Consider the following 23,959-nt stretch of genomic DNA (forward strand, 5'->3'; position numbering starts at 1 on the left):
GACCCCCGAGGATATTTCTGGCCAAAAGAAGCGAGACGCGACTGATCGGCCCTCCTGAAAGGAGAACACAGATGCCAAAGACCGATTATGAAGGTCCCATCCTTGAAATCGACAAGCTGTCGATATCGTTTTTTACCCGGCTGCGCGAAATACCTGCTGTCATGGATTTTTCGGTACATGTGCGCCCCGGGGAGGCCGTGGGGCTGGTCGGGGAATCAGGCTGTGGCAAGTCAACCGTGGCCCTTGGGGTCATGCAGGATCTGGGCAAGAACGGGCGCGTCGTTGGTGGGTCGATCAAGTTCAAGGGCCGCGATCTGGCGGAGATGAGCGCGGAGGAGTTGCGCGACATTCGCGGTTCCGAGATCGCGATGATCTATCAGGAGCCGATGGCCTCGCTGAACCCGGCGATGAAGATCGGCAAGCAGCTGATGGAAGTGCCGATGATCCATCAGGGGATGAATGAGAAAGACGCCTATGCGCGGGCCCTGCAGGTGGTGACGGATGTGAAGCTGCCCGACCCCAAGCGTATTCTGGGGTCTTACCCGCATCAGCTGTCGGGCGGACAGCAACAGCGTATCGTGATCGCCATGGCGCTGATGTCGGAGCCTTCGCTGCTGATCCTCGATGAGCCCACCACCGCGCTGGATGTGACGGTTGAGGCGGCTGTGGTCGAGCTGGTGAAAGACCTCGGCAAGAAGTACGGCACCTCGATGCTCTTTATCTCGCACAATCTCGGGCTGGTGCTGGAAACCTGCGACCGCATCTGTGTGATGTATTCCGGCGAGGCGGTCGAACGCGGCTCCATCGAGGATGTCTTTGACAAGATGCAGCATCCTTATACGCAGGCGCTTTTTCGCTCCATCCCTCTGCCTGGGGCGGACAAGAACGCGCGCCCGCTGGTGGCGATCCCGGGTAATTTCCCCCTGCCCCATGAACGGCCCAAGGGCTGCAATTTCGGGCCGCGCTGCGACTATTTTGAAGAGGGTCGCTGCGATCAGGGGTTTATCCCGATGCAGCAGGTGGATGCCGAAGCGCGGCACGAGACCCGCTGCCTGAAGTTTCAGGAGATCGATTGGGCCGCACCGCTGCAATTGGCGGATGTGAAGACCAAGGGGGACGTGGGCGATGTCGTCCTGAAGATGGACAACCTCAAGAAGTACTACGAGGTCACGGCCAACGCGATCTTTGGCGGCGGCAACAAAAAGGTCGTCAAGGCCAATGAGACCCTCAGTTTCGAGGCCCGTGAAAGCGAGACACTTGCTATCGTGGGCGAATCCGGCTGTGGAAAATCCACATTTGCCAAGGTGCTCATGGGCTTGGAAACCGCGACCGAGGGCGAAATTCTGCTCGGCAATAAGCCCATTCAGGACATCCCCATTGAGGAACGCGATACAAAGACCGTGTCCGAGGTCCAGATGGTTTTTCAGAACCCCTTTGACACGCTGAACCCATCAATGACCGTGGGGCGCCAGATCATCCGGGCGCTGGAGATCTTTGGCATCGGTGAGAATGACCGCGAGCGCACGCAGCGTATGCTGAAACTGCTTGATCTGGTAAAACTGCCCCGCGAATTTGCCGACCGTATGCCGCGGCAGCTCTCTGGTGGTCAGAAACAGCGCGTCGGCATCGCCCGTGCCTTTGCCGGGGACGCGCGGATTGTTGTGGCGGATGAGCCGGTCTCGGCGCTCGATGTCTCGGTGCAGGCGGCGGTCACCGACCTGCTCATGGAAATTCAGCGGGAACACAAGACCACGCTTCTGTTCATCTCGCATGACCTCAGCATCGTGCGCTATCTCAGCGACCGGGTGATGGTGATGTACCTGGGGCATGTCGTGGAACTGGGCACGACGGATCAGGTTTTTTCGCCTCCCTACCACCCCTACACGGAAGCGTTGCTCTCGGCGGTGCCGATTGCCGACACCTCGGTGAAAAAGAAACATATCGTGTTGGAAGGCGATATTCCGTCGGCCATGAACCCGCCTTCCGGCTGTCCGTTCCAGACGCGGTGCCGGTGGAAGTCAGAGGTTGCGGGAGGGCTGTGCGAAAAAGAGGTGCCCCCGGTCCGCACGTTGGCGGGCAACCACCAGATCAAATGCCACCTCAGTGATGAGAAGCTTTCCGAAATGGAACCAGTGATCGAGGTGGGGGTCGCCGCAGAATAAAAACGGCGCAGGCTCACGGGGGGAAGAGGCCTGCGCCGTTACCACTCTGTGCCACGGGACGGTGACACTGTTGGTTTGCAAGAGATTCGGCGAGTTTAACGCTGAACCAAAGACTTAGCTGCCGGACTTGATGTCTTCTTCAGGGAGCATTTCGATGACGCGGTCCGCAAAGGCCGTCAGCAGCGCATCGTAGAAATCCGCATCACTGGGCGCGATGGAAACATAGCCGACAGGCACGGCACTTTCATCCGTGTGCGCGGAGAGACGGATTGTGTCGACCACTTCACGGCTGCCGCCCTGAAAGCTGATGTAGCCTTCAAGCTCGTTGAATTCAGCTGAATCCGGCAGGATCGTGTCGCCGTCGAGGCTCACGCGTTTGATCTTCACGGTTAGGGTCGGGTCCGCCGGGTCGTTGCTCAATGCGGTGATGCGGTCGATCAGCGCGCGCTCCAGATCGGCTTCGATCGTCGGATAGAGATCAAGGGCGTTACTGCCCTGCGGCGCCTCAATCTGCGCCTGCACGTCGATGTCGCTGACACCCGCAGCTGCAATTGCACCAGAGGCAATCAGTGTGGTCAAGCTCACGGTCGCGACAGCAGTTGTTTTTTTCACAAAGTTGAACATCAGAAATGCTCCTTTCAGTTCCGTTTCACACCCACCACCTCATCGGCGCGGCGGGGATACAGCGAGAACAGGCGTCCCCGGGAAATGGTTCCAAAATTGCTTGGAATCGATTGGGGTCCCGTCTTGGAAAAGCCACTCAAAAACAGCTAAAGATCGCGGTTTTTCGTTTATTCACAGTGGATAAAGGAACGGAAAACGGGTCGGCAACTACTTGCCGACCCGCCAAATTGCTTTCAGGGATATGTCGCTCAGATCAGCATCGTGATCACCAGGCCCGAGAGATAGCTCAGCGAGAAAAGCGCAAACCCGGGGCGTTTGCTGGCCAGAAAAAGCGAGGCCAGCATCAGAATAGGCGCCAGAGCCAAGCCTGCCAAGGCGGGCAGAAACAGCATCTCGTTCAGGTCCGTGCCCGGCCCCCACGGAGAGTTCTCCGAAGTCAATCCGGTCAGTACCACGGCGGCGATGCAACCGAGCACCGACCCCATCGCCATTGGCTGAATATGCTCAAATATTGGAAAGCGTCTGCGCCCGGCTCGGCGGGCGGACATCGGAATGGGCTGAGACCGCAACGCACGGATAGGTGCGTTCTTGCGGGCGGGCGCAAGACCTTTGTGGGCGCGATTGATGCGCTCGATGCGTGCTTGGAAATTGGCGGTTGCCATCGTCGATCCCCATCGTTGTTTGCCGCAACTTTGCGTGGAAATCAGGCGGCACTGTGGCCGTGGCAGGGAGCCTTTGTGAAAACCGTGGCCAGAATTTGACCCGATATGTAACATCTTAAAATTTAACGTAAATTCGTAACTTTGAGAGCAACTTGACGCTACTGCCCCCCGATGACTTTCACGTAGTTCCGGGTCTCCCGAAAAGGCGGCACGCCACCATATTTCTTCACGGCGCCGGGACCCGCGTTATACGCGGCCAGGGCAAGCCGCCATGTTCCAAAAGCGCGATACTGCTCCTTGAGATAACGCGCACCGCCATCAAGGTTCTCTTTTGGATCAAGCGGATCGACCCGTAGGCTGCGTGCCGTCGCCGGCATAAGCTGTGCCAGCCCAAGCGCCCCCTTGTGCGACTTGGCCTTGGGATTCCAATTGGATTCCTGCTGCACAAGCCGCAAGAACAGGTCTTCCGGCACCCCATGACGTCTGGCCGCATCGCGCGCCATCTCCAGATACTGCCCCCGGTACCGGCCATCATACTGAGGCGTCGCCCATTTGGAGGGCGTGTGCACGGTTGGCGGTTTTAGCCGTACCGAATTGTTGTACTGGCTCGCGGCGCGGGTATCGAGAATCTTCTTCTGCGAGGCGAAAAGCTTACTGCGGCTCTTGGTGGAAATAGTCTGTGCCGCCACGGGTACGGTGACGGCAACAAAGGCAGCCGCCAGAACGCTACAGCCGGTCACCCGCACAAATGATCTAAATCTCGCACCCATCAAAAGCGAAATATACCGAAACTGCGCGCTGATCCAGCCTTTTGCGCAGGGTCGATTTAACTTCAACTCAAGGTTTTAAGGACGTGGAAACCTTCATGCTGTCGGTATAGGTTTAGTCAAATTGTGCAGATCGGGATTCGCAAACCACGGATCACGGCACCGGAACAGTCAGACAAGGGGGACGCGATGGCCGGCTCAGTGAACAAGGTAATTCTCATCGGCAATCTGGGGCGTGACCCGGAAGTGCGCAGCTTTCAGAACGGTGGCAAGGTGTGCAACCTGCGCATTGCGACCTCCGAGACCTGGAAGGACCGCAACACAGGCGAGCGCAAGGAGCGCACCGAATGGCATTCCGTCGCGATCTTTCAGGAAGGCCTGGTGCGGATCGCCGAGCAATATCTGCGCAAGGGCTCCAAGGTCTATATTGAAGGCCAGTTGCAGACCCGCAAATGGCAGGACCAGTCGGGTCAGGATCGCTATTCCACCGAAGTGGTTCTGCAAGGTTTCGGCGGCACGCTGACCATGCTTGATGGCCGCGACGGTGGAAGCGGCGGCGGGAACTTCGGCGGCGGCGGTGGCGGCTCGATGGGCTATGATGATCGCGGTGGCGATAGCCATGGTGGCGGTGGCGGGTCCAGCAGCCCGGCCCCATCACGCGATCTGGATGATGAAATCCCCTTCTGAGGTCCTTGCCGTCCGGCCGTTGACGCAGCAGGACGCAGAGGCGCTCATCCTTCTTTACAATGACCTCACGTTCGGGCCGAAAACGGCCCGGATGCACGATGTGCTGGCCGTTATGGCGCATCCCGGCACCACCATCTATGGCGCGGTGGCGGATGGTCATGTGCTTGGCATGGCCACGCTGCACATCCTACCGAACGTCACCTGGGATGGGCGACCCTACGCGCTGATCGAAAACGTCGCGACGACGGAAAGCCAGCGCAACCGTGGGATCGGGCGGCGGGTGATGCAGGCCGCAATTGACCGTGCGTGGCATCAGAATGCCTATAAGATCATGCTGATGACCGGACAAAAGCGCGGGGCACGCGGTTTCTACGAAGCGCTTGGCTTTGACTGCGAGGACAAGTTCGGCATGGTGCTCCGCCGCCCCTAGGCCGGCACGCGCAGCCCGTCCTGCAGCACACCACGCACCATTTCTCCCGGCACATCCGAGGTGATGAAGGCTTGGCCGATCCCGCGCGTCAGGATAAAGCGCAGTGTGCCCTGCACCACCTTCTTGTCCTGCGCCATGAGCTGCACCAGCGCCTCTGCATCGGGCAGCTCACCGGGGATATCCGCCAGATCGGTCTTCATGCCCATCTCCTTGAGATGCGCGCGCACGCGGCTGGGGTCTTCCTGACTGCACAGCCCCATGCGGGCGGAAAGCTCGAAAGCCAGAGCACAGCCGATGGCCACACCTTCGCCGTGCAGCAGCCGGTCGGAATAGCCAGTCGCCGCCTCCAGCGCATGCCCGAAAGTATGGCCGAGGTTGAGCAGCGCGCGGTCCCCCTGCTCCGTCTCGTCGCGCGTGACGATGTCGGCCTTCATCTGCACCGACCAGCGTACGGCCTCGACCCGCGCTGCCATGTCGCCTGCGGCCAGTGCCGGGCCCTGCGCTTCGAGCCACGCGAAGAAGGCGGCATCGCCCAGCAGCCCGTATTTCACCACCTCTCCATAACCCGCGAGGAAATCGCGCGGCGTCAGCGTGCCCAGCACGTCGGTATCCGCCAGCACCAGAGAGGGTTGGTGGAAGGCGCCGATGAGGTTCTTGCCCTGTGCGGCGTTGATCCCGGTCTTGCCGCCCACCGAACTGTCGACCTGCGCCAACAGCGATGTGGGGATCTGCACAAATCGCACACCGCGCCGCAGGATCGCGGCGGCAAAACCCGCCAGATCTCCGATCACACCGCCGCCGAAAGCCACAACCACATCACCGCGTTCAATCTGCTGGTTGAGCAGCCAGCCAACGCTCTGCTCCAACGGGCCCCAGGATTTGGTGGACTCTCCTGCTGGCAATGCCAATGCCGTCGATGCAATTCCTTCGGCGGCCAGCCCGGCGGTCAGCGCCTCCAGATGCAGGGCTGCAACCGTTTCATCGGTCAGGATAGCAACCTTGGGCCGCGACAACAGCGGCGCGATCTCGGCTCCGGCCTGCGCAATCAGACCCGGACCGATCCGCACGTCATAGGCGCGGCCGGGCAAATTCACCGTCACGGTTTCACGCATGCGTCTTCTCCAGAACATCCGGTCGGGTCAGCAGCACGTCGGCCACCCGTTTCGCCATGTTTTCCACCGACACCGGCGGCGCGCAGGACACCCGCAAATCGGCCTTGCTGTATTCCGGCACCCGCTCGGCATAAAGCGCGGCCAGCGTGGCCTTGGGATCAGCCGTGCGCAGGAGCGGTCGGGTGTCGCGGTGGCGCACCCGCGTCCAGAGCAATTCCAGATCAGCGTCGAGCCAGACCGCCACACCCCGTTGTGAGATGTTTTCGCGGTTCTCCGGGGCCAAAAAGGCACCGCCGCCCGTGGACAGAATACACGCCTGCCCCTGTAACAGCCGAGAAATCACCTGCGTTTCGCGCGCGCGGAAGAAGGGTTCACCGTCCCGGGCAAAGATTTCAGGCACAGTCATATTGGCGGCTGCTTCGATTTCCTGATCCGAATCAAGAAAGGAAACATCCAGATACTGAGCCAGCGCCCGGCCGACCGCCGTCTTTCCAGCGCCCATCATGCCGACCATTACGACGGTTTTTTTCAGCGCGAAGGGCCTGGCTTTGGCATCTTCGGCCACGGATTGCTGAAAATCGCTCATAATTCCCTGAATGACGTGATATTGCTCAAAAGGCCATATATAAGTTTCTAAAAACAGGCAGGCAAACAAGGCAGTAAATCAATGTCGCGCATCTTCAAACTTCTACTTTTTCTCATTGTTATCGGGGCCATCGGTCTCATCGGCTATGCCTACGTCGGTCCGTTTTTCGGTGCCGATTTCTCTGCACCGCAGGATGAGGTGCGCGTGCCTGTGACCTTGGATGCCAACTAAGATTACCTCATATCTGCAAGCAGTGGTGATCTGTGGCCTCGGGGCTCACGGTGTTTCGGCACAGGACGCACCGCTGTCCGTGATCGACTGGGTGCAGCAGAACCCGGATCAACCGGCGATGACTTCCGTGGCGATGCCGGCGGGGGAACCGCCGGTGACATCGTCGGGTATTGCACCTGTTGTAGAGGTCAAACCACTGGAGGAGGAGGCCGTTCGCGTTATCGGGCTGGTTCCGAGCGCCGTGACCGGTCTGCCGCAGGATTTGTGGCGCAAGAGCGATCCCACTGGGCTGAGCGCACGGCTGACCAGCTTGCCCGATTTCCGTCTGCCCGCAGCACAGGCGCTGCTCTTTACCGCTTTGCTGACCGAAGCGCGCGGGCCTGGTCAGGATGCAGAAGAAGAGGACATCTTTACCCTCGCCCGTGTCCATGCGCTGCAGCGCTACGGCGCACTTGATCCAGCCCTTGCCCTGATCGAACAGGCGGATGTGACCCGAGATAAGGCCCATTTCGCCGCCTATATGAACCTGGCCCTGCTGACGGGTCAGGAATGGCTGGCGTGCAATATCCTGACCGCACAGCGGCATCTTTCCCCTGGGCTGGCCCATCAGGTCTTTTGTGCGGCCCGTCAGGGGGATTGGGCCACGGCGGCGCTTTTGTTTGACACGGCGCGTGTCTTGAAAACGATGTCGCCTGCGGAGATCGCGGTGCTGGACCGCTTCCTGCACCCGGAAGTCTTTGAAGGGTTGCCGCCGCTGCGCCCGCCGCGGGCGATCACCCCGCTGCTGTTCCGCCTGCATGAAACCATTGGGGAACCCCTGCCCACGCGGTTGTTACCACGCGCCTATGCGGTGGCCGATCTGCGGGATGTGGCGGGGTGGAAGGCGCAGCTGGAAGCGGCTGAACGTCTGGCTGAAACCGGCGCTTTGCCGGACAATCGGCTGCTGGGGCTCTACACGGAACGGCTGCCGGCAGCCTCCGGCGGGGTCTGGGACCGGGTCGAGGCGATCCAGCAGTTCGATACCGCACTCGGGACACGCTCGGCCGAGGCCGTGGCCAAAACGCTGCCCGCCGCCTGGACCGCGATGCAGGAGGCGGGCCTGGAAACCGCCTTTGCAACGATCTTTGCGGATCGGCTCAGCGGTCTCGCCCTGTCCGGTCGCACCGCGGCGCTGGCCGACACGCTGATGCTGCTGTCCAATGGGTACAGAGAAGCCGCGCCCAAGGTCCAGGATGATCTGTTGCGCGCTGTCGCCGCCGGTGATCCCGCGGGGCTGTCGTCCAGTGACGCAACCAGCCAGGCGGTGATTGATGCTTTCGCCCTTGGAGCCGCACGCAGCGATCTTCTGGCGGATGCACAACGCGGCGCCCTTGGCGATGTGATCCTGCGGACATTGGTGCTGTTGGAAGAGGGTGCAGCGGGCAATCTGCAGGCCATCACCCAGGCCCTTGGCACGCTGCGCGCGTTAGGTTTCGATGACACGATGCGCCGCGCCAGTCTGCAAATACTGCTATTGGAAAGGTTCGGCTGATGACCCGCACGCATTGGATCTCCGCCTTTCTGGAGGCACAGGCCGCTGAACTGGGCGCCGCGCGTAACACGCTGCTGGCCTATGGGCGCGATCTGCAGGATTTTGAGGGCTGGCTTGCCCACCGCGACACCGGGTTCGACAAGGTCAGCAAGGCGGATGTGGAAACCTATCTGGTCGCATGTGACGCGCAGGGGCTGTCGCGCGCCACGCGGGCCCGGCGGTTATCTGCGATCAAGCAACTGTATCGCTTTGCCTTCGAGGAAGGCTGGCGCAGCGACAATCCGGCAATCCAGATCGCGGGTCCGGGGCGGGACAAGCGCCTGCCCAAGACCCTGTCCGAGGCCGAAGTGGACCGCCTGCTGGAAGCCGCCCGCGCCTCGGGACGGTCCAAACGCGACCGTTCGCGCAACACCTGCCTGATGGAGCTGCTTTATGCGACCGGTATGCGGGTGTCCGAATTGGTCAGCCTGCCGGTGAGTGCCGCGCGCGGGGACCCCCGCATGTTGCTCATCCGCGGCAAGGGCGGCAAGGAGCGCATGGTGCCGCTCTCGCCCCCTGCCCGCGAGGCGCTGGCCGATTGGTTACGTCTGCGCGACGCCATGGAGGACACGCGCCGTGCCGACGGCAAGCCGCCGTCCAAGTATCTCTTTGTCTCGCACAGCGCGGCGGGACATCTGACGCGGCACCGGTTTTACCTGCTGATCAAGGAATTTGCCGTGGCGGCGGGTGTCTCGCCCGGCAAGGTGACACCGCACACGCTGCGCCATGCCTTTGCCACCCATCTGCTGGCCAATGGCGCCGACCTGCGTTCGATCCAGACGCTGCTGGGCCACGCGGATGTGGCCACCACGGAAATCTATACCCATGTGCTGGAGGCGCGGCTGTCAGAGCTGGTGCTGACCCATCACCCGCTGGCCAAGGACGGACCGCGCAACTCCTCGGGCAAAATCTCCTCCGACGGCCAGTAGCCGCTCAGCAGCGCTGTCTCGTAGCCCTGCGTCAGCCCGGCGCGGCGCATCTCTGTGGCCGCCGCCTCGGCATCATAGGTCAACCGGTGTATCCGCACCTCACCGCCGTCCAGCAGACCAAACCGCGTTTGCTGGCGCCCGTCGTTTGGAGGCATGCCAATGACGCCTGGGTTGATCCACCGCCCCCGCTCTGTTTCCCGGATGAAGGCCAGCCCGCAATGCCCGGCGATGATGTGATCGACCGGGCCAATCGCCGCCTCCACCGCCCGCCATTCTTCTTCAAAGACCGCCGCGTCGCTGCTGGGCCAGACAAACCGCGCAACATCCGTCAGGCCACCATGCAGCACCGCATATCGCGCGCCCTGATGGCGAAAGCTGATGACATCCGGACAGGCGCGCATCCAGGCTCGCGATGCGGCATCCGCATGGGCCAAGGCATGGGCGTACCAACCGCGGCTCAACTGGTCACAGGTGCTGCCCGCTGCAAATCCACAGCCGCAGTCCAACGCGCCTGCGCCCAGCTGCTTTTCGCAATTGCCCGCCACCACCGCCGCGCCACTGCGCCGGATCAATTCCACCGTGATCTGCGGCGCGGCGCCATAGGCCACCACATCCCCGGTGCAGATCATGTCACCGCCGGAAATCCCGTGCACCTTGGCCTCTGCAAAGAGCGCCCGCGTGGCCTGCGCATTGGAATAAGGCCCGCCAAAGAGCAACACCGGCCCGTTGATCACCCCCAGATCACGCAGCATCTGACGCTCTTGACTTGAATGCGCTTCGTCTCATGCCCATAACCATTGCAACCTCATCTTAGGATAACATTCCAAATGGAAACGGCGACTGCAACGCTTGATAGCGCATTCTGGCTCACCTCCGGCGTGATCCTCTTTCTGCTTGTGCTGTCAGGGTTTTTCTCAGGTTCGGAAACGGCGCTGACTGCCGCCTCCCGCGGCAAGCTGCGCGCGCAGGCGGACAAGGGCTCCAAAGGGGCGCAACGTGCGCTGCGGATCACGGAAGACAACGAGCGTCTGATCGGTTCGGTGCTTCTGGGCAACAACCTGGTGAACATCCTCGCTGCCTCGCTGGCCACGGTGATCTTCACCCGCGCCTTTGGGGAAAGCGGCGTGGCGCTGGCCACGCTGGTGATGACCCTGCTTGTGCTGATCTTTGCGGAAGTCCTGCCCAAGACCTATGCGATCACGAATTCGGAAACGGCGGCCTCCATGGTCTCCGGGCCGATTTCGATCGTGGTCAAGGTGTTTTCGCCCATCGTCGCCGTCGTGCGGCTGCTGGTGCGTGGCGTGCTGCGCGTTTTCGGCGTGAAAATCGACCCTGACAGCAACATCCTCGCCGTGCGCGAGGAGATCGCGGGTGCCCTGCATCTGGGCCACTCCGAAGGCGTGGTGGAAAAGGAAGACCGGGACCGTATCCTTGGCGCGCTGGACCTCAATGATCGCGCCGTCGAAGAGATCATGCTGCACCGCTCGGGCATCGAGATGATCAATGTCGCGGACGAGCCGCAGGCCATTCTGGAACAGTGTCTGACCTCCAACCACACCCGCCTGCCCGTCTATCAGGACGATCCGGAGAACATCATTGGCGTGATCCATGCCAAGGACCTGTTGCGCGCCATGTACAAGATCATCGGCGGACCGGAAGGCGATGCCGCCAAACTACGGGATTTCAAAATCACGGATGTGGCGATGAAACCCTATTTCGTGCCGGAAACCTCAACGCTGGACGAGCAAATGCGCCAGTTCCTGCGCCGCCACACGCATTTTGCGCTGGTGGTGGATGAATACGGCTCCCTGCAGGGGCTGATCACGCTGGAGGACATCCTTGAGGAAATCGTGGGCGAAATCACGGATGAATTCGACCCCGATGCGGAGCAGACCGTGACCAGTGGGGATGACGGGCAGTTCGTGGTGGATGGCGCGATGACGATCCGCGACCTGAACCGCGCCACCGACTGGAACCTGCCGGACGAAGAGGCCAATACCGTCGCCGGTCTGGTGATCCACGAAGCGCAGATGATCCCGACCAGTGGTCAGGTCTTCTCCTTCCACGGCTTCCGCTTTGAGGTTGTCGCACGCGACGGCAACCGGATCACCGAGCTGAAGATCAGACCTCTCTAGGCGAAGCCTGACGTGTAGTAACAGAAGCAAAGAAGGCCCCGTACCGGGTTAGCAGCGGGTACGGGGCCACCGGTCAATCGAGGCGTCAGGCCATATCGAACCAGAGGCTCATCCCGATTTCTCCCGGATCCGGTTCGGGCAGCGCAAACTCGAAGGCATCCTGCTCTGTCGGCGCCTCAATCACTGTCGCAACGATCAAGTCAGGCAGTTCGTCACTATCGTCGTCATCATCGCGTATGTAAAAATCAGGCAAGCCGCCTTCCGCGTCATCGGGCTCTATGATTGTATCATCGGCGAAATCGTGGATCGTACCCGGCCCGGATCCCTGGATTTGATGGTACATCGACATAACCACACCGGGATCAGTTTGCTGTGGTGCGGGCTTACCCTCGCTTGCCGTAGGATCGTCGGGGATGTCGTCCGGATCAGCAATGTCAAGATCACTTGAATTAGGTCCTTCCATGCCGTCGTCGTCACGGCCCACAACATCATCTGGCAACCCGCCCTTGTCACCCGTGTCTCCATGATCAGCGGTGGGATCATCGACAATATCGTCTGGATCTCTTGTGAGAACGTCATCAGGTTTCTCGGAGGTGCCGGTCATGTCTTCCATGATCATATCCAGCAGATCGTCGTCTCGCCCATGGTGCGTAGCGGCGACATTACCCCCAGCCAGGTCCCAGGCAATGTCGTCCGGGATATCAACGCCATCATCATCTGACGGCGCCGCGCCGTCGTCCGCCAGAGCAGTGGTTAGATCAAGCCCATTCGAACTCAAAACCACCGTTTTAAGCGGTGCCATGTCGTAAACAACGGCTGGTGTTGGTTCAGGATGGTCCGGATCAATACTGTTCGGAGTGCTATCGTCGGCCGGCGCCTCCGTTACGTTACCGCCATCAATATCCCCAGCGGCATTTGGTGACTCATCCGGTAATTCGAGATCGTTCATTATTTCTGTTTTTTCTTCAAAGGTCATAAATCTTTCCTACATGCGTTGCGTTCGCGCCAGCGTCTTTCTCACCCCGCGCCGACTGAAACATCCGCGCTTCAACGGGCTGAGGTCGTTTCTGTCCGTCAGCCCATGTACTGAGATTGGCCAGAAAGAAAGCGTTCCATACACTGGCCGCGGGGATCGGGTTCTGCCTGACATCCCAGCGCTACCGCGCGAAAGCGCAGCGCACCAACAAAAAAGTTTTTCTGTGAAATAGAAATGGCTTATAGATTAAAGTTAATGCCGTCTTTTTAACAAATCGAAACCAACTCGGGATTGCAATGGATGAAATCTCAGCAGTACTTTATTCAGTGCAACCCCGTCAGGCACGCAGCCGTGTTCCTTTGGGGTCGAACGGCGGCTCGTGCAGGATCACCGCCTTGTGCGGCTGGCCCAGCACCATGACCTCAACCTGATCGCCCGGCTCCGCATCCTTCACGTATCCCAACGCAAGGCTCATGCCGACCGTGTAGCCATAAGCGCCGGAGGTCACCCGTCCGATGCCCTGCCCGTCCTTGAAGATCGGCTCGCCGCCGGTGGCATCGGCATTGGAGGCCTCCGTCTGCTCAGCGTCCAGCGCCAGCAGCACCAGCCTCTCGCGCGGCGGCTTGGCCAGGGTTTCCGCCACGGCGTCCTTGTTGAGGAAGTCCTTGTCCATCTTGCAGAGTCGGTCGAGGCCCACTTCCTGCGGCCAGTATTCGGGTGAATACTCGCGCGACCAGCTGCCATAGCCTTTCTCCACCCGCAGCGACATCAGCGCACGCGACCCGACCGGTCCCGCCCCGACCTGCTCGCCCGCGGTCAAAAGCGCGGCCCACAACCCTGCCTGATCGCATACGTCGCAATGCAGCTCCCAGCCCAGATCGCCGGAAAAGCTCACCCGCAACGCCAGCACCCGGATGCCGCCCAGCTCGATCCATCGGCTCGCCATGAAAGGAAAATCCTCCGTGGCGAGCGATGCGTTGGTCAGCCGCTGCAACATATCGCGGGACTTCGGCCCCGCCACGTTGAAGCCGCACATGGCCTCCGTGCGGCTCTCGAACGTTGTGCCCGCGGGCAGCGGCACCTCATTGAAAAAGCGACGGTGGTAGCGCTCTGCCATGCCCGATCCGATCACCCAGAACTCCTCCTCCCCCAGCCGTGTCACTGTGAAATCCCCGGCAATCCCGCCACGCTTGCCAATGAGCGGCGTCAGGCAGGACCGGCCCACGGCTGTCGGCATCCGGTTGGCAAAGACCGCGTTCAGCCAAGCCTCTGCGCCCGGCCCCTTGCACAGACACTTCGCGAAGTTGGAGATATCGATGATCCCGGCCTGTTCTCGCAATCTCCGGCATTCGTCGCCCACAGGCCCCCACCAGTTTTGGCGGGTGAACCCATCGGTATCTTGCGCGCCCGGCTCAGCCCCATACCACAGCGGATGTTCCCAGCCATAGTTCAGCCCAAAGACCGCCCCCATGGCCTTTTGTGCCTCATAAACCGGACGTGACCGTACGGGCCGCCCCGCCGCACGCTCCTCGTTCGGGAAATGGATCTTGAACCGGTTTGCATATTGATCGCCTACGCGCGCCTTGGTGAATGCCGCATCCGCCCAGTCGCCGAACCGTGCCACGTCCCAGGCAAACATGTCGTAGCGCGTCTCCCCGGTGACGATCCAATCCGCCGCCAACAGCCCCATACCGCCCGACTGCGAGAACCCGGGAATGATCCCGTTGCAGCAAAAGTAATTCGACAGCTCCGGCACCGGGCCAAAGAGCACGTTCGAATCCGGCGACCAGATCATCGGCCCGTTGATCACCCGCTTGATGCCCGCTTCGCCCACCGCCGGCACCCGCTCGATCGCGCGCATCATATTGTCTTCGATCCGCTCCAGATCATCGGCAAAAAGCTCATGCCCGAAGCCCTGCGGCGTGCCGTCTTCCGCCCAGAACCGCAGGTCTTTCTCATAGGCGCCCACCAGCAGCCCCTTGCCCTCCTGCCGCAAATAATACTCGCCATCCCGGTCGGCGACTGAGGGCAAGCGCCGGTCCAGCGCGTCGATCTCGGCAATGGTCTCGGTCACGAAATACTGATGCTCTGTCGGTTGCAGCGGCAGTGTGACCCCCGCCAGCGCGGCCACCTCACGCCCCCACAAACCGGCGGCATTCACCACCCAGTCGGTCCGGATATCGCCTTTCGGCGTGCGCACGATCCAGCCGCCATCAGGCTGCGGCTCGGTGCCCGTGACCGGGCAGAAGCGGATGATCTCCGCCCCCGCTGCCCGCGCCCCCGCCGCATAGGCATTTGTCACGCCTGACGGGTCGACATTGCCGCCATCAGGCTCCCACATGATGCAGCGGATGCCATCGTAGTTCACCAGCGGGTGCAGCCGCTCCGCCTCGTCCCGGCTCACCTCATGGAAGTTCATTCCGTAAAGCTTGGCCTTCGCGGCCTGCAGGCGCAGCTGATGCTCCCGCGCTTCGGTCTGCGCCAGATACAGGGACCCGGGCTGGAACACCCCGCAGCTCTGCCCAGTCTCCGCCTCCAGCCCATTGTACAGGTTCATCGTATAATGCTGAATGCGGCTGATGTTGGTGCTGTCATGCAGCCCGTGAATATTTGCCGCCGCGTGCCACGTCGACCCGGACGTCAGCTCATCGCGCTCCAGCAGCACCACATCCGTCCACCCCAGCTTGGTCAGATGATAGAGGATCGAGCAGCCGATCACGCCACCTCCGATCACAACGGCCTGGGCATGGGTGCGCATTGGGGTGAGTCCTTCCTGAGGTGTCCTGCGCCCCAACCTGCCGCAGCCCGTTACCCCCGGGTTGCGCAGTCGCGACATATTCCGTCGCAGGCGGACAAGGCCCGACAGGTCTTGAGGCTTTGGCCAAACAACGGCTTTCGGCCCAAACCCTGTGTCGCGATATCAGGGCAAAGGCCCAATCCATCTATGCAAATGCTCAGTGCCGCGTGCTCCCCGGCGGCACCCACCCGCACCTAACGCCCGGTTATTTCTGTCCGCAATCAGATAAATGCGTTTCGAAATAGCTCCGCGCAGTTCCGGCGGCCATTTGCCATTCGGCCCGCCGGAGTTGAGTGGCAAGGGCAGGTTTGACGATGCTCGAAACTCGGGACCACCTATCGGTCACGCCGGGATCGGGAAAAACTCCAGGTCTTCGCCGGAGTGCCTCAGACACCAACCATCAAACCGGAACTCCCGTGCCGACATATTGCCTGCGCTCAGCACCCAGACAGCAAGCAACGCGATGACGCTCGCAGGCAGCAGCCGGTTTCTGGTCTTTGGCATATTGCCCCCTGTCGGTTTTGGTTGAACAGATGCTGCAAAGAAACGTTAAAGCATTCGCACAACCTGATTGCGTATTACGGCCATTGCCCGAGGCACAGAACCTGGAACGGGCGACGTAACCCTTGGCCATTTGTTATCAGCGCGAAATCTGACCGAAATTGGACCAATACACACCTCAAATACTTGCCAGTTGACTCCAAGCATTTCACGGATAATTATTATCCGCGATTCGATGGAGACTCCGGATGAAACTCAGCGACGGTATTGAACAGGCCCTGCATTGCGCCACGCTGCTGGCATCCCTGCCGGACGGCGGGCTGCTCTCTGCGAAAGCCATGGCCGATTTCCACGGCGTCTCCCCCAGCTACCTGCTGAAACATCTGCAAGCCCTGTCAAAAGCAGACCTTCTACACACCGAACCGGGCCCGCGCGGCGGCTACCGGCTCGCGCGGGCGCCGGATCAGATCACCCTGCTGGACGTGGTGCTGGCCGTCGAAGGGCCCGAGCCTGCCTTTCGGTGTAAGGAAATCCGCCAGAACGGGCCAAACCCCCTGCCCGCGTCGCATTTCAAAGCGCCCTGCCAGATCAATGCGGCGATGCTGCGCGCAGAACGGGCGTACCGGACAGAGCTGCGCGCCGTGACACTGGCGGACCTGCTGGCCGATCTGGCCGCTGCGGACGATGGCACCATTGCCGCACGTGGCTGCGCGTTTTTCGACGAGCACATGCGCCGGTCAAAACCTGATCCCACTCCCACCACCTGAAAGGACAATACGATGACCCTCCGCCTTGATTCCATGACCGCCGCCCCCGATGCCGTGAAAGCCGTCTATGGGCTGGAAACCTATGTCGCCAGCCAGTCAGGGCTGGACCATCGGCTCATTCACCTGCTGAAACTGCGCGCCTCGATCATCAACGGATGCGCCTATTGCGTGGACATGCATACCAAGGAAGCGCGCAAGGACGGGCTGTCCGAGCAATGGATCGCGCTGGTCAGTGTCTGGCATGAAGCGAGTATTTTCGACGTCCGCGAGCGCGCGCTTCTGGGGTGGACCGACGCCCTGACCAACCTCGCTCAGACAGGTGCACCCGATGATGCGTATGAGGCCATGCAGGCGGTGTTTTCAGAAGCGGAGATCACCAAATTGACGGTCGCGATCGGTACAATCAACATCTGGAACCGCATGGCCGTCGGTTTCCGCATGCAGCATGCGTTGGACGAAGCGGCCTGACGTATCGTGTTCCGGAGCCTTGCCAACCGGCAGGCTTCGGGGCGCGTTACCTTCGCGCCGCGCGGACTAATCCGGACTTGGACCGGCTTTGGGATCACGCATAGCACCTCGCGATGATGGGCGCGGGGGATATGGGCGAATGCATGACTGACGCCACAGACCGCGCCGCACACGCCCGGCTTAAGCGTCACATTCTGTCGTTTTTGAACCAGCCCCGTCGGTTACCCCCGTCTTAGCTGCACTCAACAGACAGTCGGAGGCTTTCATGCAAACCACCACCCGTGTTGCCATTATCGGAGGCGGCGTCGTTGGCGCTTCGGTGCTCTATCACCTGACGAAGCTTGGGTGGTCGGATGTGATGCTGCTGGAACGCTCCGAGCTGACCAGCGGCTCCACCTGGCACGCGGCAGGTGGATTTCACACGCTCAACGGCGACACCAATATGGCTGCCCTGCAGGGCTATACCATCAAGCTTTACAAGGAGTTGGAGGAAATCACCGGCATGTCCTGCGGGCTGCACCACGTGGGCGGCGTGACGCTGGCCGACAATCAGGACCGCTTCGACATGCTGCTGGCAGAGCGCGCCAAGCACCGTTTCATGGGGCTGGAAACCGAAATCGTTGGTCCCGAGGAAATCCGGAAAATTGCGCCTGTGACCAACACCGACGGCATCCTCGGCGCGCTCTATGACCCGCTGGATGGCCACCTCGACCCCTCCGGCACCACCCACGCCTACGCCAAGGCCGCGCGCATGGGCGGGGCTACGATCGAGACCCACTGCATGGTGCGCGAGACCAACCAGCGCCCCGACGGCACCTGGGACGTGGTCACCGACAAGGGCACGATTCATGCGGAGCACGTTGTGAACGCGGGCGGTCTATGGGCCCGCGAGGTCGGTGCCATGGCCGGGATCTACTTTCCCCTGCACCCGATGGAGCACCAGTATCTGGTCACCGAAGAGGTGCCACTGATCGCCGAGATGATGGCCGACGGCAAGGAACACCCCCATGTGATGGACCCGGCCGGCGAAAGCTATTTGCGGCAGGAAGGCAAGGGTCTTTGCATCGGTTTCTATGAACAGCCCTGTCGTCCCTGGGCCGTTGATGGCACCTCGTGGGAGTTTGGGCAGGATCTGCTGCCCAACGACTTTGACAAGATCGAGCAAAGCATTGATTTTGCTTATAAACGTTTTCCCGACCTGGAGCGCGCGGGCGTCAGATCGGTCATCCACGGCCCCTTCACCTTTGCGCCCGATGGCAACCCGCTGGTGGGCCCCGTGCCGGGGGTGCGCAACTACTGGTCGGCCTGCGGGGTGATGGCGGGCTTTTCCCAAGGCGGCGGCGTGGGTCTCATGCTCGCGCAGTGGATGATCGAAGGCGAAACCGAACGGGATACCATGGCGATGGACGTCGCCCGGTTCGGTGACTGGATCACCCCCGGCTATACGCTGCCGAAAGTCATTGAAAACTATCAGAAACGTTTCTCTGTCGCCTATCCCAATGAAGAATTGCCTGCTGCCCGACCAAATCGCACCACGCCCATGTATGATATCTTCTCGCAGATGGGTGCGGTCTGGGGCCAGCAATACGGGCTGGAGGTGGCGAATTACTTCGCGCAAGGTGATGAGCCTGGCTACGAAACCCCGTCCTTCCGCCGCTCCGACGCTTTTGATGCCACAGCGCGCGAGGTTAAGGCCGTGCGCAAAAGCGTGGGCATCAACGAAGTGCAGAACTTTGGCAAATACCGCGTCACAGGCTCTCGTGCGCGTGCATGGCTGAACCGCATCATGGCAGGCCGTGTGCCCGCACCGGGCCGTCTCAGCCTGACGCCCATGCTGTCGCCGAAGGGCCGCCTGATTGGCGATTTCACCATCTCCTGCCTGGCGGAAAACCATTTCCAGCTGACCGCGTCTTACGGGGCACAAGCCTTCCATTGGCGTTGGTTTCTGCACCATCAGGAAGACGGTGTAACCCTCGAGAATATAAGTGATCGGAGGACCGGTTTTCAGATCGCGGGGCCGCAGGCCCGCGCGGTACTCGCTGCCTCAACCCGCAGCGATATCTCGGAGATGAGGTTCCTCGACGTGCGGCGCCTCACCGTCGGTATGGCCGATTGCATCGTGCAGCGCGTCAGCTACACCGGCGATCTGGGATATGAGATTTACTGCGATCCGATGAGCCAGCGCGCGCTCTGGTCCACCCTCTGGGCAGCGGGTCAGCCGTACGGCATGACCCCTTTCGGGATGCGGGCGATGATGTCCTTGCGGCTCGACAAGTTCTTTGGCAGCTGGATGGCGGAGTTTTCCCCGGATTACACGGCGGCGGAAACCGGGCTGGATCGCTTCATCTCCTTCAGAAAAAATGATGATTTCATAGGACGCGCAGCCGCAGAAGCGGAGCGCGACAACGGCCCTGCCCGCAAGCTCGTCGCCTTCGAGGTGGATGCCGAAGACGCCGATGTGCAGGGATACGAACCCATTTGGCTGGACGGCGCCGTCGTCGGTTTCTGCACCTCGGGCGGCTATTCGCACCACGCGGGTAAATCCATTGCTCTTGGCTTCCTGCCCAGCAACCGCGTGGCGGAACAACCGGATGTAAAGATTGAAATATTGGGACAGATGCGCGGCGCGAAGGCGATCACCGAACCGCTTTTTGACCCGGACGGGACACGCATGCGCGGCTGAGCACCGCTTTCGTTTTCACGGGCCTTGCTGTAAGACTTCAGTATGACCCGGCAGGACACATGCGACCTTCCCGTGATCCTGCTTGCCGCCGGGCAATCCAGACGCATGCGTGGAGCGGACAAGCTGCTGGAGGAAATCGAAGGCGTACCCTTGTTGCGCCGACAGGCGGAAATCGCCTGTGCCGTTACAAATGCGCCGGTTCTGGTTGCGTTGCCCCCTTCGCCACATCCAAGGTATCAATGCCTTGATGCCTTAGCGGTAAATCGGGTTCCTGTTCCGGATGCGGATGAGGGGATGAACGCCAGCCTGCGTACTGCCTTTGCGGCCTTACCCGGTGCGCCAGCCGCGGCCATGTTATTGCTGGCCGATCTTCCGGAACTGACCATTCAGGACTTGAGATCTGTCTTTCAGGCCGTTGATTTAAAGTCAGAAACACTGATCTGGCGGGGCGCAACAGAGGATGGCAAGCCGGGGCATCCAATCGTTTTTTCGGCAGATCTCTTTCCGGCGTTCAAATCGCTCAAAGGGGACGGCGGCGGACGTGAAGTTGTCGCGAAGGCGGACGGGCGGGTAACCCTTGTCCCTTTGCCGGGGAACCGGGCACGACGTGATCTCGACACACCCGAAGACTGGGTGACATGGCGGGCGGAACAGACCGGTTGACGAAAGCACAAGGCTGACTTGCGCCGCGCAATGCTCCCTCGTTACCGCGTCAACAACCTTGCTTCATGGCGCTTGAGCGATCGGCGCGCTGCCTGGTAAGAGGCCACCCCAACCGGCGTTTTCAACTCGGGAAACAGATGTTCAAGCTCAGTGCGCTGCGCGTTACCAATGCCCGCCAGACTGTAGTCCCCGGGTTGGAAGCTTTCCGTCCAGGTACCATTTGACAGCACAACCTCGTGCTGCGCGAACATGATGTGAATATAGGTGGTCCAGGGCACCTCGGCTGTCTTGATACCCGGCATGCCCGTCAGGTGTTTCGCAGCGACCAATACCTCACGTTCCTCAAAGTACAGCGCCGTCTTGTCACTGCACACCAGGACGCGGTGGTTGGGACTGAGAAGCATGTCGCGTTCCGGCAAACCGCCTCCCAACGCGCCCTTGCTGATCCGGATCGGCTTTAGGTGGGCATGCCGTGTCAGCTCCACACCTGTTAGTCCACGGGTCCCTTTCCAGCTGACGTCCTGGATACCATTGTCGCGCGTGATCACCTTGTCCCCCGGACGCAGGTCCTCGATCAGACGTTCGCCCTGCGGTGTCGCGATCAAGGTGCCAGGCGTGAAGCAGATAGGGGTCGGCCCGCCCACGATGTTTTCGATGTCCTCGAAAACCAACTCCCCGGTAGGGTTCCCATCGGCGTCGAAATACGACACCACCCCGTCTTCAAGGTCATCCGATGTGTACCGCAGCGTGAAACTGCCGTCGCCCTGCGATCCGGTCAGGTCAAGAGTGTCGAAATCATCGCCACCATCGCCACCATCGATCTGATCACCTGCGCCCACATCCACGAATGTGTCGCGATCATCTCCGCCCGAGAGCGTATCGCGGCCACCGTCCTCGCCCCCGCTGAGCAGGTCATCCCCCGCGTCACCACTGATTTCATCATCTCCGGCCCCGCCGGACAATGTATCGTTGTCGTCCCCCCCGGAGAGCGTGTCATCCCCAGCCTCGCCAAAGATCGTGTCCTCACCGTCCCCACCGGACAGATCATCATCGTCAAGGACAACCGCCGCGTCGAAATAGACATCGGTGATGTTGATCCCGGTATCGCCTGCGCCGTCTTGCGTGTGATCGATGACAATCCGCGTGATCGGGCCCGCGATGCCGATCAGCGCGGAATAGAGCGCGTTGGTATCTGACAAATATCCGCCTTTGCTATCGGCAGTATCAACGCCCAGGGCCCCTCCGGTGTCGAGCAGGGTAATGCGCCCCCCGGCACTCATGGTAATTGGGACTTCGGTCCCATCCGGACCAAAGGCAGTCACCCTGACGACGCCATCGCCGTCGATGTCATTGATGCGGAAATCGACGTTCGTCACTGGCGCATCAAATGCGATTTCGTAGGTGACGGAACGATCCTGCCCTCGCAGCACGCTGGACAGCGAGCTGTTGGCATCCGCAGGATCACCATCGGTCTCGACCCCGGTGACGAGCTGCGCGTTATCCGCAAACTGAGTCCTACCGTCGTCGTCACCCAAGACCGCAAAACTGACGTTAACCGATCCTGTGTTTTGCTGAAATCCAGCGCTCAGAGGGTCATTATCCTCTACCGGGTCCTCTCCGTTGGGATCGGGTGCCAGATCCCATTGCAGCACTTCGCGCACAACACCCGTCTCGGGCCCGTCCGGTGCGTCCCCCGCCAGCGTTCGGTCCCCGTAGATCAGATCATTTCCTGCGCCACCGTCGACCACATCCGATCCGGACCCGGCATAAACGTCATCATTGCCAGCGCCGGCCTCAACCGTGTCATTGCCGGCGCCGGCATCGACGATATCATCCTGGGGTCCTTCGCCCGGCAGCACAGCGTCGGAGGCATCGATCCGGTCACCTTCGGGATCACCGGTGTACTCCAGATCGATCAGATCTGCATCGATGGAGCCGGATACGATGCCGTCCGCAGTCACCGGGTTGTTGATGATGTCGCGGTTGTAAACAGCAACGGAGTCGATGCTTCCTTCAAAATACTTGCCGTAGTTATCCTCACGGGTTTCGCGCGCCCCAAAGGTAAAATTCTCACCATCGTCGTCATCGGTGACAAGGGTCAGGCCAATGGTATCGAAATCGATGCTGTCCCGTACGCCAGTGGTCAGATTTTCAACCAGAAGCGTTCCGCCTTCCTCAGCAGACCACGCATAGGTCACCCGGACATCATTACCCTCGGAAAACAGACAATTATGTGTTTTCAGCGACAGCCGCGCATCCTGGGAAAAATGCGTGACGGTGACCCGGCCATTCCCTGTCACACCCAAGGCAAAGTAGCCGTCGTGCATCCGGTCATTGAATTCGCCGCGATTGACCAGCACATCCGTGGAGTTGTTCGGCTGATCCCCTTGCGTAAACCGCACGGCGATCGTGCCTTCCGTCAGATCGAATGGGGCGTCTTCCCCCGTGGTCGAAAAATAGTCGCGACGCCCATCAAGTTCCAGCGCCCCGTCCTCTGCCTCGGCATCACCGAAGGCCTGACCGTCCTGTGCAATCCCGTCCGCGAGACCGGTATCTGCATTCTCTTGTCCATCGAGGAAATCCCAAAAGCCAACAAGATGGGCCGCGTTCGGGTCGGTCGTGCTGTCAGACATTCTTTTCCCTTAAACCTGCCCGCAGAGCTGGGGACTCTGCGGGCCATAATCGTTCTCGTACTCACTCCACGGCACAGGTGCCGGGCACACAAACACACATCTCTCGAAAGCACGGGGAAATATGATCAGATCAAATGATCCGACCGAATGCATGCTTCTCCGCGCCCGGAGCGTCAGCACAAACAGCGCTCCCAGAAAGCATAGAAATTTTTGTACCGAACGAAGGCGTACGCACAAAGGGGAATTTGTCAAAAAAAGTCCCAAAATAAGGCGCTTGCGCCCCCTATGGATTTCAATTCACAGTTGATAATCGGAAAAATTCGAAAGATTGTTTCGACGGCGCAGGTAAGAGAAATTTGATCAAATCCGAATGATTTAAACCCACTAGTTCTCTTCAGCATCTTTGCCGCGCGGCCGCTGACGGCCTTTGCGTTTCCATTTGGGAAACAATATGTCCCGTTATGCGGGAACGTTTTTGTGACCTATTTGTCGCCACATTCTTGCCGCAAACTCAACAATATCGAGGAATCAAATCTACTTATGCACACGCATGCACAGTTGCGCTGTATCGCGAAT

The 23,959-nt window shown here is 60.5% G+C and carries 21 protein-coding genes; 11 read left to right on the forward strand and 10 right to left on the reverse strand.

Going from position 1 to position 23,959, the window contains the following annotated elements; translation table 11 throughout:
* The first annotated feature begins 71 nt into the window (after positions 1-71).
* A complete protein-coding gene (locus Q1A07_RS18265) occupies positions 72-2,162 on the forward strand; it encodes an ABC transporter ATP-binding protein (RefSeq protein WP_299783439.1) in 2,091 nt (696 codons plus the stop codon).
* 114 nt (positions 2,163-2,276) lie between these two features.
* Here the strand turns inward: Q1A07_RS18265 and Q1A07_RS18270 are convergent, their stop codons facing one another.
* From Q1A07_RS18270 to Q1A07_RS18280, 3 genes are all read right to left on the reverse strand, one after another.
* Complete coding sequence (locus tag Q1A07_RS18270; protein ID WP_299783440.1) at positions 2,277-2,747, reverse strand: hypothetical protein; 471 nt, start codon at positions 2,745-2,747, stop codon at positions 2,277-2,279.
* A 287-nt stretch (positions 2,748-3,034) separates the two neighbouring features.
* Positions 3,035-3,448 (reverse strand): hypothetical protein, encoded by a 414-nt coding sequence (locus Q1A07_RS18275; protein WP_299783441.1) that lies wholly within the window; start codon positions 3,446-3,448, stop codon positions 3,035-3,037.
* A gap of 158 nt (positions 3,449-3,606) precedes the next feature.
* The gene (locus Q1A07_RS18280; protein ID WP_299783442.1) at positions 3,607-4,188 is read right to left on the reverse strand and encodes a lytic transglycosylase domain-containing protein; all 582 of its coding nucleotides are present in this window, start codon (positions 4,186-4,188) and stop codon (positions 3,607-3,609) included.
* 216 nt (positions 4,189-4,404) lie between these two features.
* On the opposite strand from Q1A07_RS18280, the gene ssb reads away from it, so the two are divergent.
* Together ssb and Q1A07_RS18290 are read left to right on the forward strand one after the other, a co-directional pair.
* Complete coding sequence (gene ssb / locus Q1A07_RS18285; protein WP_299783443.1) at positions 4,405-4,902, forward strand: single-stranded DNA-binding protein; 498 nt, start codon at positions 4,405-4,407, stop codon at positions 4,900-4,902.
* A 19-nt stretch (positions 4,903-4,921) separates the two neighbouring features.
* The gene (locus tag Q1A07_RS18290) at positions 4,922-5,332 is read left to right on the forward strand and encodes a GNAT family N-acetyltransferase (RefSeq protein WP_299783444.1); all 411 of its coding nucleotides are present in this window, start codon (positions 4,922-4,924) and stop codon (positions 5,330-5,332) included.
* Here Q1A07_RS18290 and aroB read toward each other — a convergent pair.
* Entirely contained in the window at positions 5,329-6,444 is a 1,116-nt protein-coding gene (gene aroB, locus Q1A07_RS18295; RefSeq protein ID WP_299783445.1) for a 3-dehydroquinate synthase, read from the reverse strand. The genes Q1A07_RS18290 and aroB overlap by 4 nt on opposite strands.
* On the reverse strand, positions 6,437-7,030 hold the full coding sequence (locus Q1A07_RS18300) for a shikimate kinase (protein ID WP_299783446.1): 594 nt from the start codon (positions 7,028-7,030) through the stop codon (positions 6,437-6,439). Before Q1A07_RS18300 ends, aroB begins: the two co-directional genes overlap by 8 nt.
* An 81-nt stretch (positions 7,031-7,111) precedes the next feature.
* On the opposite strand from Q1A07_RS18300, the gene Q1A07_RS18305 reads away from it, so the two are divergent.
* From Q1A07_RS18305 to Q1A07_RS18315, 3 genes are read left to right on the forward strand one after another with little or no spacing between them, the layout of a single operon-like run.
* Complete coding sequence (locus Q1A07_RS18305; protein ID WP_299783447.1) at positions 7,112-7,261, forward strand: hypothetical protein; 150 nt, start codon at positions 7,112-7,114, stop codon at positions 7,259-7,261.
* Positions 7,251-8,792 carry a hypothetical protein gene (locus Q1A07_RS18310; RefSeq protein WP_299783448.1) on the forward strand — a complete coding sequence of 514 codons (1,542 nt, stop codon included), beginning with the start codon at positions 7,251-7,253 and terminating at the stop codon, positions 8,790-8,792. Before Q1A07_RS18305 ends, Q1A07_RS18310 begins: the two co-directional genes overlap by 11 nt.
* Positions 8,792-9,760, forward strand: coding sequence for a site-specific tyrosine recombinase XerD (locus Q1A07_RS18315; protein WP_299783449.1), 969 nt, complete (start codon positions 8,792-8,794; stop codon positions 9,758-9,760). Before Q1A07_RS18310 ends, Q1A07_RS18315 begins: the two co-directional genes overlap by 1 nt.
* Here Q1A07_RS18315 and Q1A07_RS18320 read toward each other — a convergent pair.
* Positions 9,697-10,512 (reverse strand): metallophosphoesterase family protein, encoded by an 816-nt coding sequence (locus tag Q1A07_RS18320; RefSeq protein ID WP_299783450.1) that lies wholly within the window; start codon positions 10,510-10,512, stop codon positions 9,697-9,699. The two genes, Q1A07_RS18315 and Q1A07_RS18320, sit on opposite strands and share 64 nt — an antisense overlap.
* A 75-nt stretch (positions 10,513-10,587) precedes the next feature.
* Between Q1A07_RS18320 and Q1A07_RS18325 the strand changes: the two genes are divergently transcribed.
* The gene (locus Q1A07_RS18325) at positions 10,588-11,895 is read left to right on the forward strand and encodes an HlyC/CorC family transporter (RefSeq protein ID WP_299783451.1); all 1,308 of its coding nucleotides are present in this window, start codon (positions 10,588-10,590) and stop codon (positions 11,893-11,895) included.
* A gap of 85 nt (positions 11,896-11,980) precedes the next feature.
* Here the strand turns inward: Q1A07_RS18325 and Q1A07_RS18330 are convergent, their stop codons facing one another.
* From Q1A07_RS18330 to Q1A07_RS18340, 3 genes are all read right to left on the reverse strand, one after another.
* Positions 11,981-12,871, reverse strand: a complete 891-nt coding sequence (locus tag Q1A07_RS18330; RefSeq protein ID WP_299783452.1) for a hypothetical protein — start codon at positions 12,869-12,871, stop codon at positions 11,981-11,983.
* A gap of 337 nt (positions 12,872-13,208) precedes the next feature.
* Complete coding sequence (locus Q1A07_RS18335) at positions 13,209-15,629, reverse strand: FAD-dependent oxidoreductase (RefSeq protein WP_299783453.1); 2,421 nt, start codon at positions 15,627-15,629, stop codon at positions 13,209-13,211.
* Between the two features lie 381 nt (positions 15,630-16,010).
* Positions 16,011-16,172 carry a hypothetical protein gene (locus tag Q1A07_RS18340; RefSeq protein ID WP_299783454.1) on the reverse strand — a complete coding sequence of 54 codons (162 nt, stop codon included), beginning with the start codon at positions 16,170-16,172 and terminating at the stop codon, positions 16,011-16,013.
* A 245-nt stretch (positions 16,173-16,417) separates the two neighbouring features.
* Here Q1A07_RS18340 and Q1A07_RS18345 point away from each other — a divergent pair, with 245 nt between their 5' ends.
* From Q1A07_RS18345 to Q1A07_RS18360, 4 genes are all read left to right on the forward strand, one after another.
* On the forward strand, positions 16,418-16,936 hold the full coding sequence (locus Q1A07_RS18345; RefSeq protein WP_299783455.1) for an Rrf2 family transcriptional regulator: 519 nt from the start codon (positions 16,418-16,420) through the stop codon (positions 16,934-16,936).
* Between the two features lie 12 nt (positions 16,937-16,948).
* Entirely contained in the window at positions 16,949-17,404 is a 456-nt protein-coding gene (locus Q1A07_RS18350) for a carboxymuconolactone decarboxylase family protein (RefSeq protein WP_299783456.1), read from the forward strand.
* 265 nt (positions 17,405-17,669) lie between these two features.
* Entirely contained in the window at positions 17,670-20,087 is a 2,418-nt protein-coding gene (locus Q1A07_RS18355) for an FAD-dependent oxidoreductase (protein ID WP_299783457.1), read from the forward strand.
* 42 nt (positions 20,088-20,129) lie between these two features.
* Positions 20,130-20,750 (forward strand): NTP transferase domain-containing protein, encoded by a 621-nt coding sequence (locus Q1A07_RS18360; RefSeq protein ID WP_299783458.1) that lies wholly within the window; start codon positions 20,130-20,132, stop codon positions 20,748-20,750.
* 41 nt (positions 20,751-20,791) lie between these two features.
* Here the strand turns inward: Q1A07_RS18360 and Q1A07_RS18365 are convergent, their stop codons facing one another.
* On the reverse strand, positions 20,792-23,383 hold the full coding sequence (locus tag Q1A07_RS18365) for a Hint domain-containing protein (RefSeq protein WP_299783459.1): 2,592 nt from the start codon (positions 23,381-23,383) through the stop codon (positions 20,792-20,794).
* Positions 23,384-23,959 lie beyond the last annotated feature (576 nt).

It is taken from the genome of uncultured Roseobacter sp. (assembly GCF_947492555.1).
Classification (GTDB): domain Bacteria; phylum Pseudomonadota; class Alphaproteobacteria; order Rhodobacterales; family Rhodobacteraceae; genus Roseobacter.